Origin of the sequence: Paenibacillus sp. NPDC058174, assembly GCF_042883865.1 — a bacterium.
Taxonomy (GTDB): domain Bacteria; phylum Bacillota; class Bacilli; order Paenibacillales; family Paenibacillaceae; genus Pristimantibacillus.
Genome location: NZ_JBHVUY010000004.1, coordinates 161,151 through 176,262, shown reverse-complemented (window position 1 = coordinate 176,262; position 15,112 = coordinate 161,151). Strand labels below are relative to the sequence as shown.

The window sequence follows — 15,112 nt, the reverse complement described above, 5'->3', positions numbered from 1 at the left end:
AGTCGACTGTGACCGCCCAGGCTAGCCATTTACTTCGATTGAACCGCTTCGATCAACCGGTACAGAACAGCAGAAGCCTCTGCACGGGTAGCCGCTTTATTCGGGTAAAAGAATCCGCTCGCTTGACCCGTCACGAGACCGGCATCAAGCGCCTGCGTCATCCCTGTCACAGCCCATGCCGCGATATCGGCGCGGTCTTTGAACGCTTCAAGCTTCTGCGCGCCTTGACCGGCTGCCGGAGTATGCCCCATGAAAGAGAGGGCACGTGCCAACGAAGCCGCCATTTCCTGTCTCGTCACCTTCGCTTCCGGCTCAAACTTGCCGCCCGGCAAGCCTTGCATAAGACCGGCCGCTGCAGCAGCCGTGATCGGCTGTTCATACCAGCGTTCCGCCGGTACGTCACTGAAACTAGCCGATTGTTCACTTTGGCTCGGCACCAGACCAAGCGCCCGGGTCAGCATCGCCGCCCATTCCGCGCGGGTAACCTGACGTTCAGGTGCAAACCGGTCTTCGAGAACCCCGTTCAAAATAAAGCGGGACGACAAGGACTGAATTTCTTTTTCCGCCCAATGTCCTTTCGTATCGGCAAAGCTTTTATTAGCTGCTGCAACTGCATATACACTGTTGTGGTTCGCACGGATAACAGCTTGCAGCTGCCCATCTTTTCCCGTATTGAACACGGTTAGAACCGGATGCAGACCGCCATCTTCATCAACCATTACTCCTGTTGCTGATGCCGGCTTACCACTTGCTCCAAGCGGCAGCGTACGTACAGGAAAATAAGAACCGAAGCTAGTCACTTCCTGCCAAGCGTCACCTGCGCCGATCCATACAGTAAACGCAACAGGCTGGCTGACCACTTGTCCGCCTTGCTTCTGAATCGCCGCCTCCTTCGCAAGCTTTTCTTCACCCTCCAGGCTGCGGATGGCGATACGAAGCTGCGCTTCGGCACCGCTTTTGCTCAACTGAGAGGCTACTGCTAACAAAGGCAGCTCATAGGAGCCAAATGGGCTCACAACGGTGATACTAAGCTTATCGTTCTTCGCCGCCAGAGCCTGCAGCACTGATGCTGGCAATGCCACCTGCACGTTGCGCTGACCCTTCGCAGCTTCTCTGACGTCAATCTGAATGACCTGTACGCCGTCTCCTTGTACTGCCTTTTCAAGCAGCGAAGCCTCGATGCCAAAGACAGCCGCTTGGCGGTTGTCCGCGCCTTGTTCCTGCTTAGGCTGCAAGCCGGAGATTACCGACGTGCTTCCTTCCCTCGTTACGGTCGGCCCAGTCACGACTGTCCCGCCACCGCTGGAACCGCCGGAACCATCAGAGCCGCCCGGCTCCGTAGGAGGCGTTCCGTTCGATGGATAGCTGTAAATTTCAAAATCATCGATGGCTGCCCAGTTGCCCGCTTTCGCATCGGAGAATACGCTGATCTCCATTTTGCCTTCCGTTACCGCAATCTGGTCGATGGCGAATAACGTCCAAGTGCCGCCGCTGGCGCTGCGCAAATCTCTCGTCCGCAAATCGCCGCCGTAATTTTTCACTTCCAGCTGGAACGTGTTCTGACCTCCTCCGGTCCGCACCCATACTTGCACCTTATAATTGCCGTTAGGCACTTCAAGCGTCCGGTACGTAGACTGCTTATACGCCGATCCGCCCCAATGCGTCAATTTATATTGACCGCGCGGGGAATCACTGTCAACAAAAGCAGCCAAAGCTTGGCCATCCGGATGCCATTCCTGCCACGGCTCAAGAACCCCTGTCTCAAAATCCATATTCGGGAACGGCACAAGCACGCCAGCCGCCGTCGGTGTTGCCGATACCGCTTCGCTTCTTGCCGATTCATTGCCGGCCTGGTCAACTGCCGTTACTGCAAACTCATAACGCTGACCAGCCTTGAGGCCAGTAACCGTATAACGTGACTCCGTTGCTGGATCTACCGAAGCCCGCTTCACGCCATTAACGTAAACATTGTATTTCAGGAAGTCGCTTTCCGTATTCGCTTCCCAGACCAGCATGACCCTTTCCACGCCAGGCTCAGCAGTCAGGCCAACTGGCGCTGCTGGTGCTGTCGTATCAGAGCCCGGCTCTGTCGTTGCCGTCGCCGAAGCGGAAGCAGCTGACTCGCCATCGGCATTATAAGCCGTTATCCGGTAGGAATAGGAAGTGCTGCCCCGTAAGCCTTGATCGGTATACGTACCTGCTGAGCCCGATACCACACTAACGAGACGATAGTCCGCGTAGACCGAATCCGATACGGAATCCGAATCGATGCCGGAGCGGAAAATTTTATAGCCCGCGGCACCTTCAACAGCACCCCAGTCCAGCTTAATATTGTGACCGCCTTGCAGCGTTGCAGCAACGTTCTGCGGTGTTTCCGGTGCTCCAGCGCCTTGCGCTGTTGCAGGTGCCTTCGTCGTAATGCGCATCAGCTCCACGTCATCGAAAGCCGCCCACTCATTGGCTGCATTATTGGAGTGAATGCCGATCTCCAATTGCCCGTTCGTCACCGGGATGGCTGGGATGATAATCTGCGTCCAATCTCCGACATAACCCGTCGTTCCCGCCGATACGCTGATATCAGGTCCGCCGTAATTTTTAGCTTCCAGGCTGACATTCGTGCTGCCGCCCTTTTGATACCATACGGAAGCTTTGTACATGCCGTTTGGCACTTTAACCGTGCGATAAGTCGTTTGCTGATAAGCTTCATTGGAGTAGTGCGTCAGCTTATAGTTGCCGGTACGAGGTTTCTCTCCATCTGCTTTTTGCGCAGATGGCTGACCTTCCGGACTCCAGCTGCTCCAGCCAGCCAGACCGGGTTCCTCGAAGCCTCCTCCGATGCTCAAATAATTGTTGCCGTCCTGTGCAAAATCAGAAGAGAACTGGAACCAGTTCAAACGCACATTGCCAGTAAATACAGCATACAGCTTATGCGTTCCGGCAATACCGTCTACCTGCACGGTTTTGGTCTTCCACGATTGAAGGCCTCCTGTATCAGAGAGGTCGACTCCGCCCGCATAAGCGCCTGTCGGGCTATCCAGCCTGAACTCGATTCGTCCGTCGCTTTCAGCAGCCGCTCTCACGCGCAAGCTTGCCGTACCATTCACAAACTCCACTTGGTCGAAAGCAATATAACCGCCATCGCCAGTCGGAGCTGCATATTGGCCGCCGCCATCGTCCTCAGCGATCCCTTTGACGATTTGGCTCGATTGATTGAACTCTTCAGCTTCCGTTCTGGAATACGGGCTTATCGCTCCAACACCTGATTGCTCACCATTCCAGACGAAGGTCGCAACAGCGCCAGCGGGGAGAGTGTACGTAAAGCTTTGCGTTCCCCATCTGGTTTTGAAGGTTTTGGACTGCTTGGCTGAATTGAGTACCAGCAGCGCCTTAGAGCCGTCCGGGTTGCGATACGCCACATTCTCAATGCTGCCTGCTCCATACGTATTCGATTTGATTCGAACCGCACCTGGCAGCACGAACCGGCTCGCCTGTCCGAATGCATAATACTCTTCATTGTACTTCACGGAGTCCGTCTCCTCGTCGATTGTGACGATGCCGCGGCAATTCGCACAGCCGCCTACTCTTGGGCCATGCTCATTATTAAGCGCGATGTTCCATTTCAGCGACGTTTTAGCCCAGTTTCGCGTAGCCCCAATAATTAGATTTTGCACATCCCATGCCACATTGGAGCCAAAATCCGGCGCAAACTCGCCGCCTGAGCTCTCTGTGAAATAGATGTCCTTATCCGGATGAAGATCATGCACCTGTGCCTGATTCTCCACCTTGCCTGCATAGCCGTGGAACGCCGAGCCGGCAATGTACTTTTTCGCCTCCGGATCGTTCAAGATGTTAATCGGGTAATCGGGTTCATCCCAGTTATGATCCCAAACCAAAATCTTGGTCGTGATGCCCGCCGCTTCAAAAGCCGGACCCAGATGCTTAGCTAGCTCCGCCTGATCCTCAGGCTCCATTCGCATGCCGGGATAGTTGGAAGCCTCGTGATGCGGCTCGTTCTGAAGCGTAACGGCGTCAATCGGAATGCCCTCCGCCTCATAAGCCTTAATAAACTTCACGAAGTAATCCGCATATACGCCGTAATATTCCGGCTTCAGCTTGCCCATGATCAAAGAACCGTTGTCCTTCATCCAAGCCGGTGCGCTCCATGGCGAGCCCATGATTTTGAGCTGCGGGTTGATGGTCAGCGCTTCCTTCAGCACCGGGATAATGTATGCGCTGTCATGTTCGATTGAAAAACGCTCCAAATTCAGATCCGTCTCTCCAGCCGGAATATCATTGTACGTATAAATGCTTCTCGCAAAATCACTGGCTCCCATCGGCAGCCGGACATAGCTCATGCCAATTCCGTCGTCAGTCCGGCCAAAAAGCTTGTTCATCAGCTCGCTTCTAGGCCCGTCTTCCATCCCGTGAATGAGCCAAGCCGAGGAATCGGTCAGCGAGCCCCCAAAGCCGTCTATACTTTGATAGCTTGTCCGCTCATCTACATTTACAGTGATCGGCTCCGCTTCACGGCCGCTGTCGGCTCCGAAAGCGACGTCCGGCTGCTGTGTCAACAAATTGGTTTTATCGCCAGTCGTCATCCATACGCTGACAGGCGTTTCCCCCGCCGCTGAAGCTCTCGGAGCGGCTGCGCCGCCAAATCCGGTGAACAACAAGCCCAAAACCAACGTGTTGACCGTGAATTTTTGCAGTTTCCCTGCTTTCATGACTGTTTGTACCCCTCTCCATTGATTGATTCTAACCGCCTGTTACTTCGAGTTTCCACTGCTGTACCGCGCACCTTCCGTTCAGGCAGGCCTATATCCGATGTCATCTCATGCAGAATTGTCTGAGTGGATAATATCACCTTTTGAAATCGATTTCAATAATTATTTGAAAACGCTTTATTGTTTATATCGTTAACAAAGTTAGTATAGTAAAGGGAATACGGCGTTATTCCTGCTTGATTAGAATCTATTCATTTTTGAAATCGATTTCTAAAATGGATGCACGAAGTCCTCGAGGTTTGACCGCCGACGTGCTACCGAGCCCCGCGTGCTGCGATGGCACCGGCGCTGGGTGATGCGTGTTTGTCTCTGACTTTGCAGCGGGGGTTGGCTATGCTTGAGCTGCCTGGCAGCTTGAAATGCATGCGGAAACCCGCAGCAAAGCGAAATTCGCTAATTGCGAGACATAGTTCACTATTAGCTATCTCGTGAGCTGCCTGGCAGTTGAAGACAAGTGAGGCCTCCGCAGCGAAGCTGCTTCGCTAAATAGCGAAGCGAAGTTCGCTGCGCAGCGTTTCAACATCGATGGGGAAAGCTACAGCGAATCTAGCTTCGTTAATTTGCGAACCAGCTTCGTTCACTTTTTTTCAGCAAGTAGAACGAAGAAAAACTAATAAACTCACACAAGAGCTCGCCCTGCTGCTGTGATATGTCCACGCACTTACCTCGTTGCGAAACATAGTTCACTGTTAGCCCTACTAAGCTGCATACCCTTTTTGAGATGGTTGCTACATTTCGCAACGAGGCACCGTTTAGTAATAGCTATTCATTCTTGAACTGACTGACCGCTTGAGACGAATATGAGATCCCGCAGCGAAGCTGCTTCGCTAAATAGAGAAGCGAAGTTCGCTGCGCAGCGGTTCACCATCAATAGGGAAAGCTACAGCGAATTTAGCTTCGCTAGTGGTGAACCTAGGTTCTCGACTAGCGAAAATTGGTTCGCTAAACTGAGAATATGGAGCTTCCCCCTTCAAACAGCGAACTTAGCTTCGTTAATTTGCGAAGCTGCTTCGTTCGCACCTTAACTGTACATTAGTGAAACAGCTTCGTTCGCTCCCTAACTGGACATAAGCGAAGCTGCTTCGTTCGATCACTAATGGACATAAGCGAAGCAGCTTCGCGCGTACTAAGCGCGCATTACCTTAAGTGCTGCCCAAATAACCGACGCGGCAGCAACGGCGGAGCTTCGAGCCAATGAGGTACTACAACTACAGCAACAACTCCGCGAGCTCGGCATAGCTCTTCACCGTATGATGCGGCTGATGCGCCGATTCCGGCTCCACCCCGCGGTGATTGAACCAAATGACCGTCCAGCCGGCCTCCGCCGCCCCAATCACATCATTGCGCCAGGAGTCGCCGATGTAGAAGCTGTTCGCAGCCAGCGTGCCCGTCGCTTCGTTGACATGGGCGAAAATCCGTCCATCCGGCTTGTCCCAGCCGACGACGCCCGAGACAAACTGATAGGCAGGCGGGATCAGCCCGTCCAGCTCCATTGCCCGGATTTTATTCATCTGATGCTCGCCCGTCCCGTTCGTAATGAGCCCCACCACATGACCTGCGCGGACCAGCTTCTCAATCAGCTCGCGAGCGCCTGCGAACATCTCAATCTCATACTGGCAGCCGATGTAGGCGGCCTGCATCTCCGCGGCCTGCTCCACGCTGAGCTCGATGCCAAACTCCGCAAGCGACAGCACGAACCGGTTCCGCCGCATCTCTTCCATCGCACTGCCCGTACCCATTGCACCTGCTCCGCCAAGCTCAAGCGACAGCAAATCACTGTAATAGCGCATCCGATGATACGCCGCTTCGTACGGGAAGGCATCGTTCACTCCCGCCACTGCCTCGACCGCCTTACGGAAAGGCGTTAAATGATCATAAAGCGTATCGTCCACGTCGAAAAAATAACCAAGCTGTCTCTCGTCCATCCGGCCCAACACTCCTGTCTCTCTATTCGTCTTCCATTCTACCATTCCGCCCCAAACAAAATAACCCTGACTGCATCCACACGCAAGAATACGCATGAACACAGCCAAGGTTTAGCGGCAACTAATTGCTTAGCATAAAAGGATTTAATCTAGGATTCGTCGTCTTGTTTTCTAGCCTCTTGAAGCGCATTCTCGTTATGGTGAAGCTTCTTCAGCATTGATTGATAGACATTGCTCTCGTACACACTAAGTCCCTGCCTGTTGTCCTTCAGAATCATCCGGCCGATGTTGCGCTTCAGAATCGCGCTTCTGCGTCCCAACACGTCTTTGTAAGTCATGTAACTCATGTCCATTCACCATCCTTTTTCATTCCCTATCTATTATATCGGAGATGAAAAAACATGGAAAACCGCATAACGGCGCGGGATTTCTGAAAATTCGCATGCTAGCAGGAGTACGGCGCCTGAATAGGAAAAATTCGGAGTGATACACCCGGATGCTCCCCGATACGCCGCGATATTGCCAAACCAAAGCTTACATCCCCCGGTAGCCCTCCGGCGTTACGCCTGCAAACTTCATAAATACCCGGTAAAATTGGCTCGGACTGGAGAATCCGACATTATAGCTAATATCCGTCACCGTATGCTCGCTCATCCGCAGCTGCCTTTTCGCTTCTTCAACCCGCAGCTGCAGCACGTATTGATAAGGAGTTACGCCTACTGCCAGCTTAAAGGAGCGGATAAAATGATACCGGCTTTGCAGCGCGATAGAAGCAAGCTGATCAATATCGAGCTGCTCAGTATAATGGGCGCGGATATATTCCAGCACCTGCAGCGCGTTCCGGTCGGATAGCCGATCTGCTAGCGCAGCCGGTTCCTCGCGGCGATGCCCGCCTGCCGCCAGCATGCCCTGAAGGTCCTCAAGAGCAAGCGATTGCGTCTCCTGCACAGCAAGCGGGTCCATATGCTCCAGCGCCAGTATATTCGACGCCCAGCGGTGGAAATAACCCAGCATATCTGCGGGATCGAACGGTCTCAGCTTCGCCGGGGTACTCTCGAATGCACGTCCGATCCGGTCATCCTTCGCAATGACGATGATGATGCTGGAATCGCTCCCCATATGAAAGGAATGACGGTCAGCGGGACTGAGGATCAGACCTTCTCCCGCGCCGAGCGCCATATCCCGGTTCTCGTAATTAAAATCGCAGCTCCCTTTGACCGGCACGGTAATCTGATACTGGCTGTCGTGGGAATGCGGTTTATTGTAAAACTCATTCTCTATTTTATGCAGCTCTAATTCCGGCAAAATAATTTGCATCTGCATTTGCATGGCGCTCACCCTGGCGTAATTATAGCAAATATTGCGCGAATAGAAAGCAATTTTCGCGTCGATAACCCTTCCAATATCGGCTAAGATGAATTCTAAATCTACAAGATAGGAAGTTGATATGCATGTCGCAAGCCGTAGTGGCCGGAAAGGCCAACCAGACCGCGATGACGATCCTGCTCGGCGTCAGCGCGGCGCATCTGCTCAATGATGCGATGCAGTCCGTCGTACCTGCTGTTTTTCCCATTTTCCAGCAGCAGCTGCAATTAAGCTTTGTCCAGATCGGATGGGTAGCGTTCACGCTGAACATTACCGCATCCATCCTCCAGCCGCTTATCGGCCTCTATACGGACCGCAAGCCGCTCCCGATTCTGCTTCCGCTCGGCATGGTGTTTACGCTGCTCGGAATGGTCGGGCTCGCGCTCGCTCCGTCTTACGCTGTTCTGCTGCTGGCAGCCGCATTAATCGGCGTAGGCTCCTCTGTGCTTCACCCTGAATCATCGCGTGTCGCCCATCTGGCGGCAGGCAAAGGCAAAGGCTTCGCCCAGTCCGTCTTCCAGGTAGGAGGCAATGCCGGTCAGGCACTCGCTCCGCTTATGGTCGCCTTTATTATCAGTCCAAGAGGACAGTTAGGCTTCCTGTGGTTCACGCTGCTAGCCGTCGCCGGCATTCTTATTCAATACCGGATCAGCAAATGGTACCGCGAGCAATACCGGGTCGCCGCCGCTGCCAAAAAAGCAGCCAAAGTGTCCGCCGCTCCTGCCGCCAAACGCTTCAGCAAGCCTTTTATCGGCTTCGTGCTGGGTATTCTCATTCTGATGCTGTTCTCCAAATTCGTTTATTTGGCCAGCATGACCGGCTATTATGCCTTTTACTACATGGACAGCTATAACTTGCCGCTTGACCGCGCTCAAATTGTTCTGTTCGCTCTGCAATTCGCCGGAATGGTCGGAACGTTCCTGGGTGGTCCGCTGGCAGACCGGTTTGGCAGACAAAAAATTATCTGGTTTTCCATTCTCGGCACGGCGCCGTTCTCTCTGCTTCTGCCTTACGCCGGACCTGTAGGCGCAATCTTCCTGTGCATCGCCATCGGTCTCATTCTCATGTCGGGCTTTTCGGTCATCATCGTCTATGCGCAGGAGCTGCTGCCTGGTCATGTCGGGACGATTGCCGGCTTGTTCTTCGGCCTGTCTTTCGGTCTCGCCGGACTTGGCTCCGTCGTAATGGGCTGGCTAATGGATGCGCATGGCGTTGAATTGATGGTCAAGGTTTGCGCTTTCCTGCCTCTGCTTGGCCTATTCGCGCTCTTCCTGCCGAAGGATTCGAAAATTATGGGACAGCAAGTCTAACGTTTGCTTGATTCAAAGAGCTATGCTACACTGTATTCAATTCAGGAAATGGAACGGAGGGTTACGTGTGGTGGACTTTATCCGAGTTAGAACTTTGCGCGGCTAATTAGCCATGAATAGCGACAAAGCTCTGCCTGTGGCAGAGGACTCAGGATTAGTCTGTCTACATGTTGACGTAACCCGCAGACTTAACGTATAAGTTAAGTCTTTGCAGCCCATGCTGGGGAACGGACTGCGGCTTGCCCGCAATGTCCGTCTCTTTCAGCTATGGGAGGATGCTGCGCCTTTTTTCACAGGCTGCGGTTAATGGCGTCGATTGGACTTTTTCCGCTGATATCCTCTCGCCAACACTGTGTACACAGGCAGATTTCTCTGGCCTGTGTTTTTTTGTTTTTTTAATATGTGTTTGGAGGATGATAGATCTATGATGGAAAACCAAACCTTGCTGCAGCAGCAGCAAAAAGCGATTATTGTCGGCGTTCAGCTGCAAGGTCAAACAGACTTTGCCTATTCCATGCAGGAGCTGCGCAATTTGGCGTCAGCCTGCTTTATTGAGGTTGTTGATGAACTGAGCCAGAAAGCGAGCCGCATCAACCCTTCCCACTATATCGGCACCGGAAAAATCGATGAGCTTCGTGCGCTTCTGCACGGTCATGAGGCGGATGTTATCATCTTCAACGATGAGCTGTCGCCTTCGCAAATCCGCAACCTGGAATCCGAGCTCGAATGCACCGTTATCGACCGGACGATTCTTATTCTGGATATTTTCGCGGAACGGGCCAAAACAAGAGAAGCCCAGCTTCAGGTTGAAGTCGCACGGCTGCAATATATGCTGCCTCGTCTCGTTGGCCTTCGCGCATCACTTGGACGGCAAGGGGGCGGCTCCGGCCTTAAAAACAGAGGTGCGGGCGAAACGAAGCTGGAGCTCGACCGCCGCAGAATCGAAGAGCGCATTACAGCGCTGCAAGCCGAGCTTGAGAAGCTCGTTGCCAGACGCCAAATTCAGCGGAAGCAGCGGAAAAAGAACGAAGTGCCTGTCGTCTGTCTCGTGGGCTACACGAATACAGGCAAATCCAGCATGATGAACGCGCTCATCGAGAAATTTCATCCGGAGAGCGACAAGTTTGTTTTTGCCCAGGATATGCTGTTCGCTACGCTGGAGACGTCGGTGCGAAGCATCGAGCTGCCTGACAACAAAAGCTTCCTGCTTACCGATACAGTCGGCTTCGTAAGCCAATTGCCCCACCATCTCGTCAAAGCGTTCCGTTCTACACTAGAGGAAGTCACCGAAGCTGACCTGCTCGTTCATGTCGTGGATTATGCGCATGAGGATTACGAGCAACTGATCACGGTCACCAATGACACGCTGAAAAGCTTGGGCGCGCTCGACATTCCGATGATCTACGCCTACAACAAATGCGACCTGACGGATCATCCGTTCCCGCAAACAGTCGACGGCAACATCTTCCTCTCCGTCCGGGAAGGCGCGGGGCTCGATGAGCTGATTGAATTGGTTCGCGGCGAAATCTTCAACGACTATGTGCAATGTGAGCTGCTTATCCCGTACACTCAAGGCCGGCTTGTGGCCTATTTCAACGAACATGCGCATGTGCAGTCGACGGACTATGAGGAAGAAGGAACCCGGCTCGTTATGGAATGCCGGAGAAGCGACTTCGAGCGTTACAAGGATGAGGTAACCGTGCTTCAAACCTCTTAATTGATAAGGTATATCAAACAAGGCACGCCCCTGCGGTAACTGATCCTCTTGTTTAAGAGAGAGTCAGCCCCCGCGGGGCGTGCCTTTTCTTGTTCACGTGCTAATCTCAAGGCTTCGCGTATGCCAAAATAGCGACAGCAGCCCGCTCCCTTCGCTCTGCATCCTCGCTGTACAGCGCTGCCTTCAGAATGTCCAGCGCCGCTTGGAGCGTGGCAGCGTCTACGGGCGCTTGATCTATTGCAGAAGCTGCTCCAGCTTCGCTGCCTGGCTCCGTTATTCCAGCTCCTGAAAGCCAGCGCTCCAGCGTGACCTTGTCTACGGGGCGGTCCAGCCAGGCGATGGCCCGCTCCTCGTGCAGCAAGCGCTGCAGCTCAGGCGCAACCAGGACCTCAGCGTGTACCGTCTTCAGCCACGTCACACCGCGCCGATGGCAGGTGCCGTCCTCCGGCGTATCGGCATCCTCCACATAGTAGTAGTCGCCGAGATCGCCGACATGGATATCCTTCCCGTCCTTGACGAGCACATAATCGCCATCTGCCATTCCATACGCAAACATACTGATTTCCTGCATCCGGTCGGCGAGTTCCTGCCCTTCAAGACGATACACTTTCGCCAGCGAAGCCATCGCTTCATCCGGCTCCATCCGCTCCAGATCGCCAATTCCCGGCCAGCCGATGCAAATATAATGATCCTCGAGAAAAGCCGACATTCTGCCAGCCTTGAGCAAATCCGTCTTTAAGGCAAACAGCTGCATGCTTCGCACTCCTTCTCGTTTTTACAGAGCTCCATAGTCATTGGGATTGGACAAAAGCTACCATTTGATCCGGCGCAGAAGCTCAAGCATCTCCATTCGTTCACCCGACCCGATGTTCCAGTCCTCTAGCTCGGAGCGAATGCGCTCCATGCTCGTATAGCCTTTCGCCAAGCCGTTAAGCCGGGCTGCGAGCGTTGAACCGTACAGCTCCTGCTTGTCTGGATATAGGGCTGTCAGCTTGTCCATCGCATCAGGGTATCTCTGCAAATAATATTTCTGATGTCTGTCCTCCGCCGGGTAAAACGCTGCATAAGCTGCTATCCGTGTCTCCGGCTGATCGTATCCCTGCTTAATCCGGTTCTCAATAACCTGACGGATGACTTCCTCTTGTTCCTCATCATGATAGAACAATAACGACATATACTGCGTTCCTTTATAGCCATTAATATTAATGGGGTTATGGCTTTGCCAGAACAACTCGACCAACTGCTGAAAGGCCAGCTGATTCGGATCGTACTGGAGCTGCACCGTCTCCGAATGATCGCCCATCTCCCGGTAAGTGGGGGCAGGCGTTGTCCCTCCGGCGTAGCCGACTGCCGTGCGAATGACTCCGGGCAAATGCCCAAACAAGGCTTCCGGACTCCAAAAGCAGCCCATACCTAAAGTTGCTGTCCGCAGCGCCGCATCCTTCATCTGGCTATTCAGCCTCCTTAAGAAGGCTGTACAAATAATCGACGGAACGCATTGCGTATTCAAAACGAACGGGCTCGCCGTCTTTCACCATCACAAGGCAAGGAACGCTAGTAATGCGCCATGCCTCGCGCAGCTTGGGCGAGTAGTTCATATTCATTTTATAAAGTGTGGCTGGAACTCCAGCTGTATCCGCGATTTCGAGCATTCGCTCAGCGACCTTGCACGTCCCGCAAAACGGCGTCGAGAACAGTATCGCATCCATTCCGGAACCAATCCGGTTCATGCGAAGCCAATCGTCTTCTGTAATAGGTTGAATAGCCATATCGATATTCCTTTCGCTTGCTCCTGTTGAGTGCCTCTCCTCTTAGTATAAGCGGAGCCGCCGGGCCTCACAACCTGAGCTGTGCTACACGGAAACAGGAAAGCCGAAGGAAAACTGCGCGCCGCCCTCACGGCGGTTATCCGCTGTAATCCATCCCCCGCAGCGCTCCACAATCGCTCTGGCAATAGCCAGACCCAAGCCAGAATCACCGTCTTTTCCTTTTACAAACCGGTGGAACAGGTAGGGCAGCAGCTCCTCCGGTATGCCTTTGCCGTCATCGCTAACCGTCAGACGGATCTGGCCTTTTTCCACACTAGCATGAATATAAATATTCCGGTCGGCATGACGAATGGCATTGGCAACTACGTTGATTAGCGCTTGCAGCAGCTTGTCGCGATCAGCCGTTATGCTCAACTGCTCCAGTTCATCGTATGACGCATGCAGTTGAATGTCTTTTTTCACCAGCTGCGGATTCATTCTTTCCGTCGTTTCCAGTATGAGCTCCTTTAAATTGACGGGAGACGCTTTATAAATGTCCTCCTCGCTGTCCAGCTTCGCCAGCAGTGTCATTTCGGTCACAATATTTCGCAGGCGGCCGCTCTCGCTCAAAATAATGTCCAGCCCCTTGCGTACGCTGTCCCCTTCAAACACGCCGTCCCGAATGCCTTCCGCATAACCCGCTATCGACATCAATGGAGATTTCAGTTCATGGGATGCGTTCTGAAAAAATTGCTTTTGCGCACTGTTGAACCGATTGAGCTCGCCTGCCATGTCATACACCGTCTGGGCGACGGAGCCGATTTCCCCGCTTGCCTTCACGAGCTTCACTTTGGAAAATTGCCGCCCCTTCACCTTCTGCAGCTCCTCTTTCAGCCGCATTAGCGGCTTGATCAGCTTTCTCGTAATGAGGAGGCTGAACAGCAGCATGAGCAGGCCGCCTACGCCAAACACGAGCAGCAGACGAACTAACAGCGCCTGCTCGATTTCTTTAATTTTGCTGACCGGCGTTAGCAACGTTAGCTTGCCTTGCGGCAGCGTGCTGACTTCTACCAAATACCGGCGGTCTGAGCCGGTCCACAGCTCCTTCAACCCCACGCCAGTCACAGGCTCTCCTTGAATGGATGTCACGGCTCCAGCTACCCCGGGCGCCTCGGTAAAGGACGTACTGATGTCCGTCCTGCCTGTTACCAGAGGTTTTGCAGCCGTGGTGCCTTCCAATGCCGTACCATTAGATACAATATTGCCGTTCTCATCACTGACAATCGCTTGAATATTGGCATAAGCAGGGGATAATTGCCGGATGCTAACAGGCAGGGCCTCGCTAACGGTCAGCGTGGGGGAGTGAACCTCTTGCAAATTCGCCGAAAGATAGCTGCCCATCGTCTTCATGTCCTGCTTCTGTGTCCCGATAAAATGATCCAGCAGTACATAATGAATCAGAACAGCCGTAATGGACAAGACGAGCACCATCGCCACTCCAAAAGCGATATTAATTTGATGGACCAATTTCATTCGCCTGCACGCTCCCTTCCGTTCTCATGCGGTAGCCATGCCCCCATACCGATTCGATGGGCAGCTGCTCCATTTTTTTACGTACACGTTTGATCAGGTGATCGACTGCGCGATCGCTGCCGAAATAATCATCACCCCAGATGAGTGTCAGCAGCTCTGACCGGGTGAACGCCCGGTTCGGATACTCGGCAAATACTTTTAGCATCGCAAATTCCTTGCTCGTCATATCGATCTCTTCGCCGTGCCAGAACACGCGCCGTTCATCCAGTATCAATTGCAGCTCGCCGCGCTCAATCCGTTCTGCAGGAAGCAGTGCTGAGGATACGCTGCTCTCATCCGCATTCCGGTATTTATACCAGCGCTGCAGCTGCCGCTTAATGCGGGCAACCAGCTCTCTCGGACTAAACGGCTTTACCATATAATCGTCGCTGCCAAGCTCCAGCCCTAATATTTTATCCACTTCATTATCTTTGGCGGAAATCATAATGATCGGCACGTCTCCTTCATTGCGGATACGCCGGCAGAACTCATACCCGTCCATTCCCGGAAGCATGACGTCCAGCACCCATAGATCGGGAGGGCTCGTCCGCCACAGCTCCCAAGCCTCCTCTGCGCTTTCCATGGCGATCGTCTCATAGCCTTCTCTGTTCAAATAAACCTCTACCAAATGCCGTATATGCTGATCATCGTCTACAATCGCGATGCGGTAATTGTTGTTGTTAGGCACGCC

Annotated in this window: 11 protein-coding genes; 2 read left to right on the top strand and 9 right to left on the bottom strand. The window is 53.2% G+C overall.

Going from position 1 to position 15,112, the window contains the following annotated elements:
- Positions 1-29: 29 nt before the first annotated feature.
- The 4 genes from ACFVVF_RS20020 to ACFVVF_RS20005 form a co-directional block, all read right to left on the bottom strand.
- Positions 30-4,724 carry an S-layer homology domain-containing protein gene (locus ACFVVF_RS20020; RefSeq protein WP_387813518.1) on the bottom strand — a complete coding sequence of 1,565 codons (4,695 nt, stop codon included), beginning with the start codon at positions 4,722-4,724 and terminating at the stop codon, positions 30-32.
- A 1,268-nt stretch (positions 4,725-5,992) separates the two neighbouring features.
- Positions 5,993-6,709 carry an HAD family hydrolase gene (locus ACFVVF_RS20015; RefSeq protein ID WP_387814280.1) on the bottom strand — a complete coding sequence of 239 codons (717 nt, stop codon included), beginning with the start codon at positions 6,707-6,709 and terminating at the stop codon, positions 5,993-5,995.
- A gap of 149 nt (positions 6,710-6,858) precedes the next feature.
- Positions 6,859-7,056: a hypothetical protein gene (locus ACFVVF_RS20010; protein WP_387813515.1), complete on the bottom strand. Its 198-nt coding sequence runs from the start codon at positions 7,054-7,056 to the stop codon at positions 6,859-6,861.
- Between the two features lie 187 nt (positions 7,057-7,243).
- A complete protein-coding gene (locus tag ACFVVF_RS20005; RefSeq protein WP_387813512.1) occupies positions 7,244-8,038 on the bottom strand; it encodes a helix-turn-helix domain-containing protein in 795 nt (264 codons plus the stop codon).
- Between the two features lie 122 nt (positions 8,039-8,160).
- Between ACFVVF_RS20005 and ACFVVF_RS20000 the strand changes: the two genes are divergently transcribed.
- Together ACFVVF_RS20000 and hflX are read left to right on the top strand one after the other, a co-directional pair.
- Positions 8,161-9,384, top strand: a complete 1,224-nt coding sequence (locus ACFVVF_RS20000) for an MFS transporter (protein WP_387813509.1) — start codon at positions 8,161-8,163, stop codon at positions 9,382-9,384.
- Positions 9,385-9,811: 427 nt separating this feature from the next.
- Positions 9,812-11,101, top strand: coding sequence for a GTPase HflX (gene hflX, locus ACFVVF_RS19995; protein WP_387814279.1), 1,290 nt, complete (start codon positions 9,812-9,814; stop codon positions 11,099-11,101).
- A gap of 106 nt (positions 11,102-11,207) precedes the next feature.
- Here the strand turns inward: hflX and ACFVVF_RS19990 are convergent, their stop codons facing one another.
- The 5 genes from ACFVVF_RS19990 to ACFVVF_RS19970 form a co-directional block, all read right to left on the bottom strand.
- Positions 11,208-11,855 (bottom strand): hypothetical protein, encoded by a 648-nt coding sequence (locus ACFVVF_RS19990; protein ID WP_387813506.1) that lies wholly within the window; start codon positions 11,853-11,855, stop codon positions 11,208-11,210.
- Between the two features lie 57 nt (positions 11,856-11,912).
- Positions 11,913-12,548, bottom strand: a complete 636-nt coding sequence (gene msrA / locus ACFVVF_RS19985; protein WP_387813503.1) for a peptide-methionine (S)-S-oxide reductase MsrA — start codon at positions 12,546-12,548, stop codon at positions 11,913-11,915.
- A 4-nt stretch (positions 12,549-12,552) separates the two neighbouring features.
- Positions 12,553-12,870, bottom strand: a complete 318-nt coding sequence (locus ACFVVF_RS19980; protein ID WP_387813501.1) for a thioredoxin family protein — start codon at positions 12,868-12,870, stop codon at positions 12,553-12,555.
- An 84-nt stretch (positions 12,871-12,954) separates the two neighbouring features.
- Positions 12,955-14,382 carry a sensor histidine kinase gene (locus ACFVVF_RS19975; RefSeq protein WP_387813499.1) on the bottom strand — a complete coding sequence of 476 codons (1,428 nt, stop codon included), beginning with the start codon at positions 14,380-14,382 and terminating at the stop codon, positions 12,955-12,957.
- On the bottom strand, positions 14,360-15,109 hold the full coding sequence (locus ACFVVF_RS19970; RefSeq protein ID WP_387813497.1) for a response regulator transcription factor: 750 nt from the start codon (positions 15,107-15,109) through the stop codon (positions 14,360-14,362). Before ACFVVF_RS19970 ends, ACFVVF_RS19975 begins: the two co-directional genes overlap by 23 nt.
- Positions 15,110-15,112 lie beyond the last annotated feature (3 nt).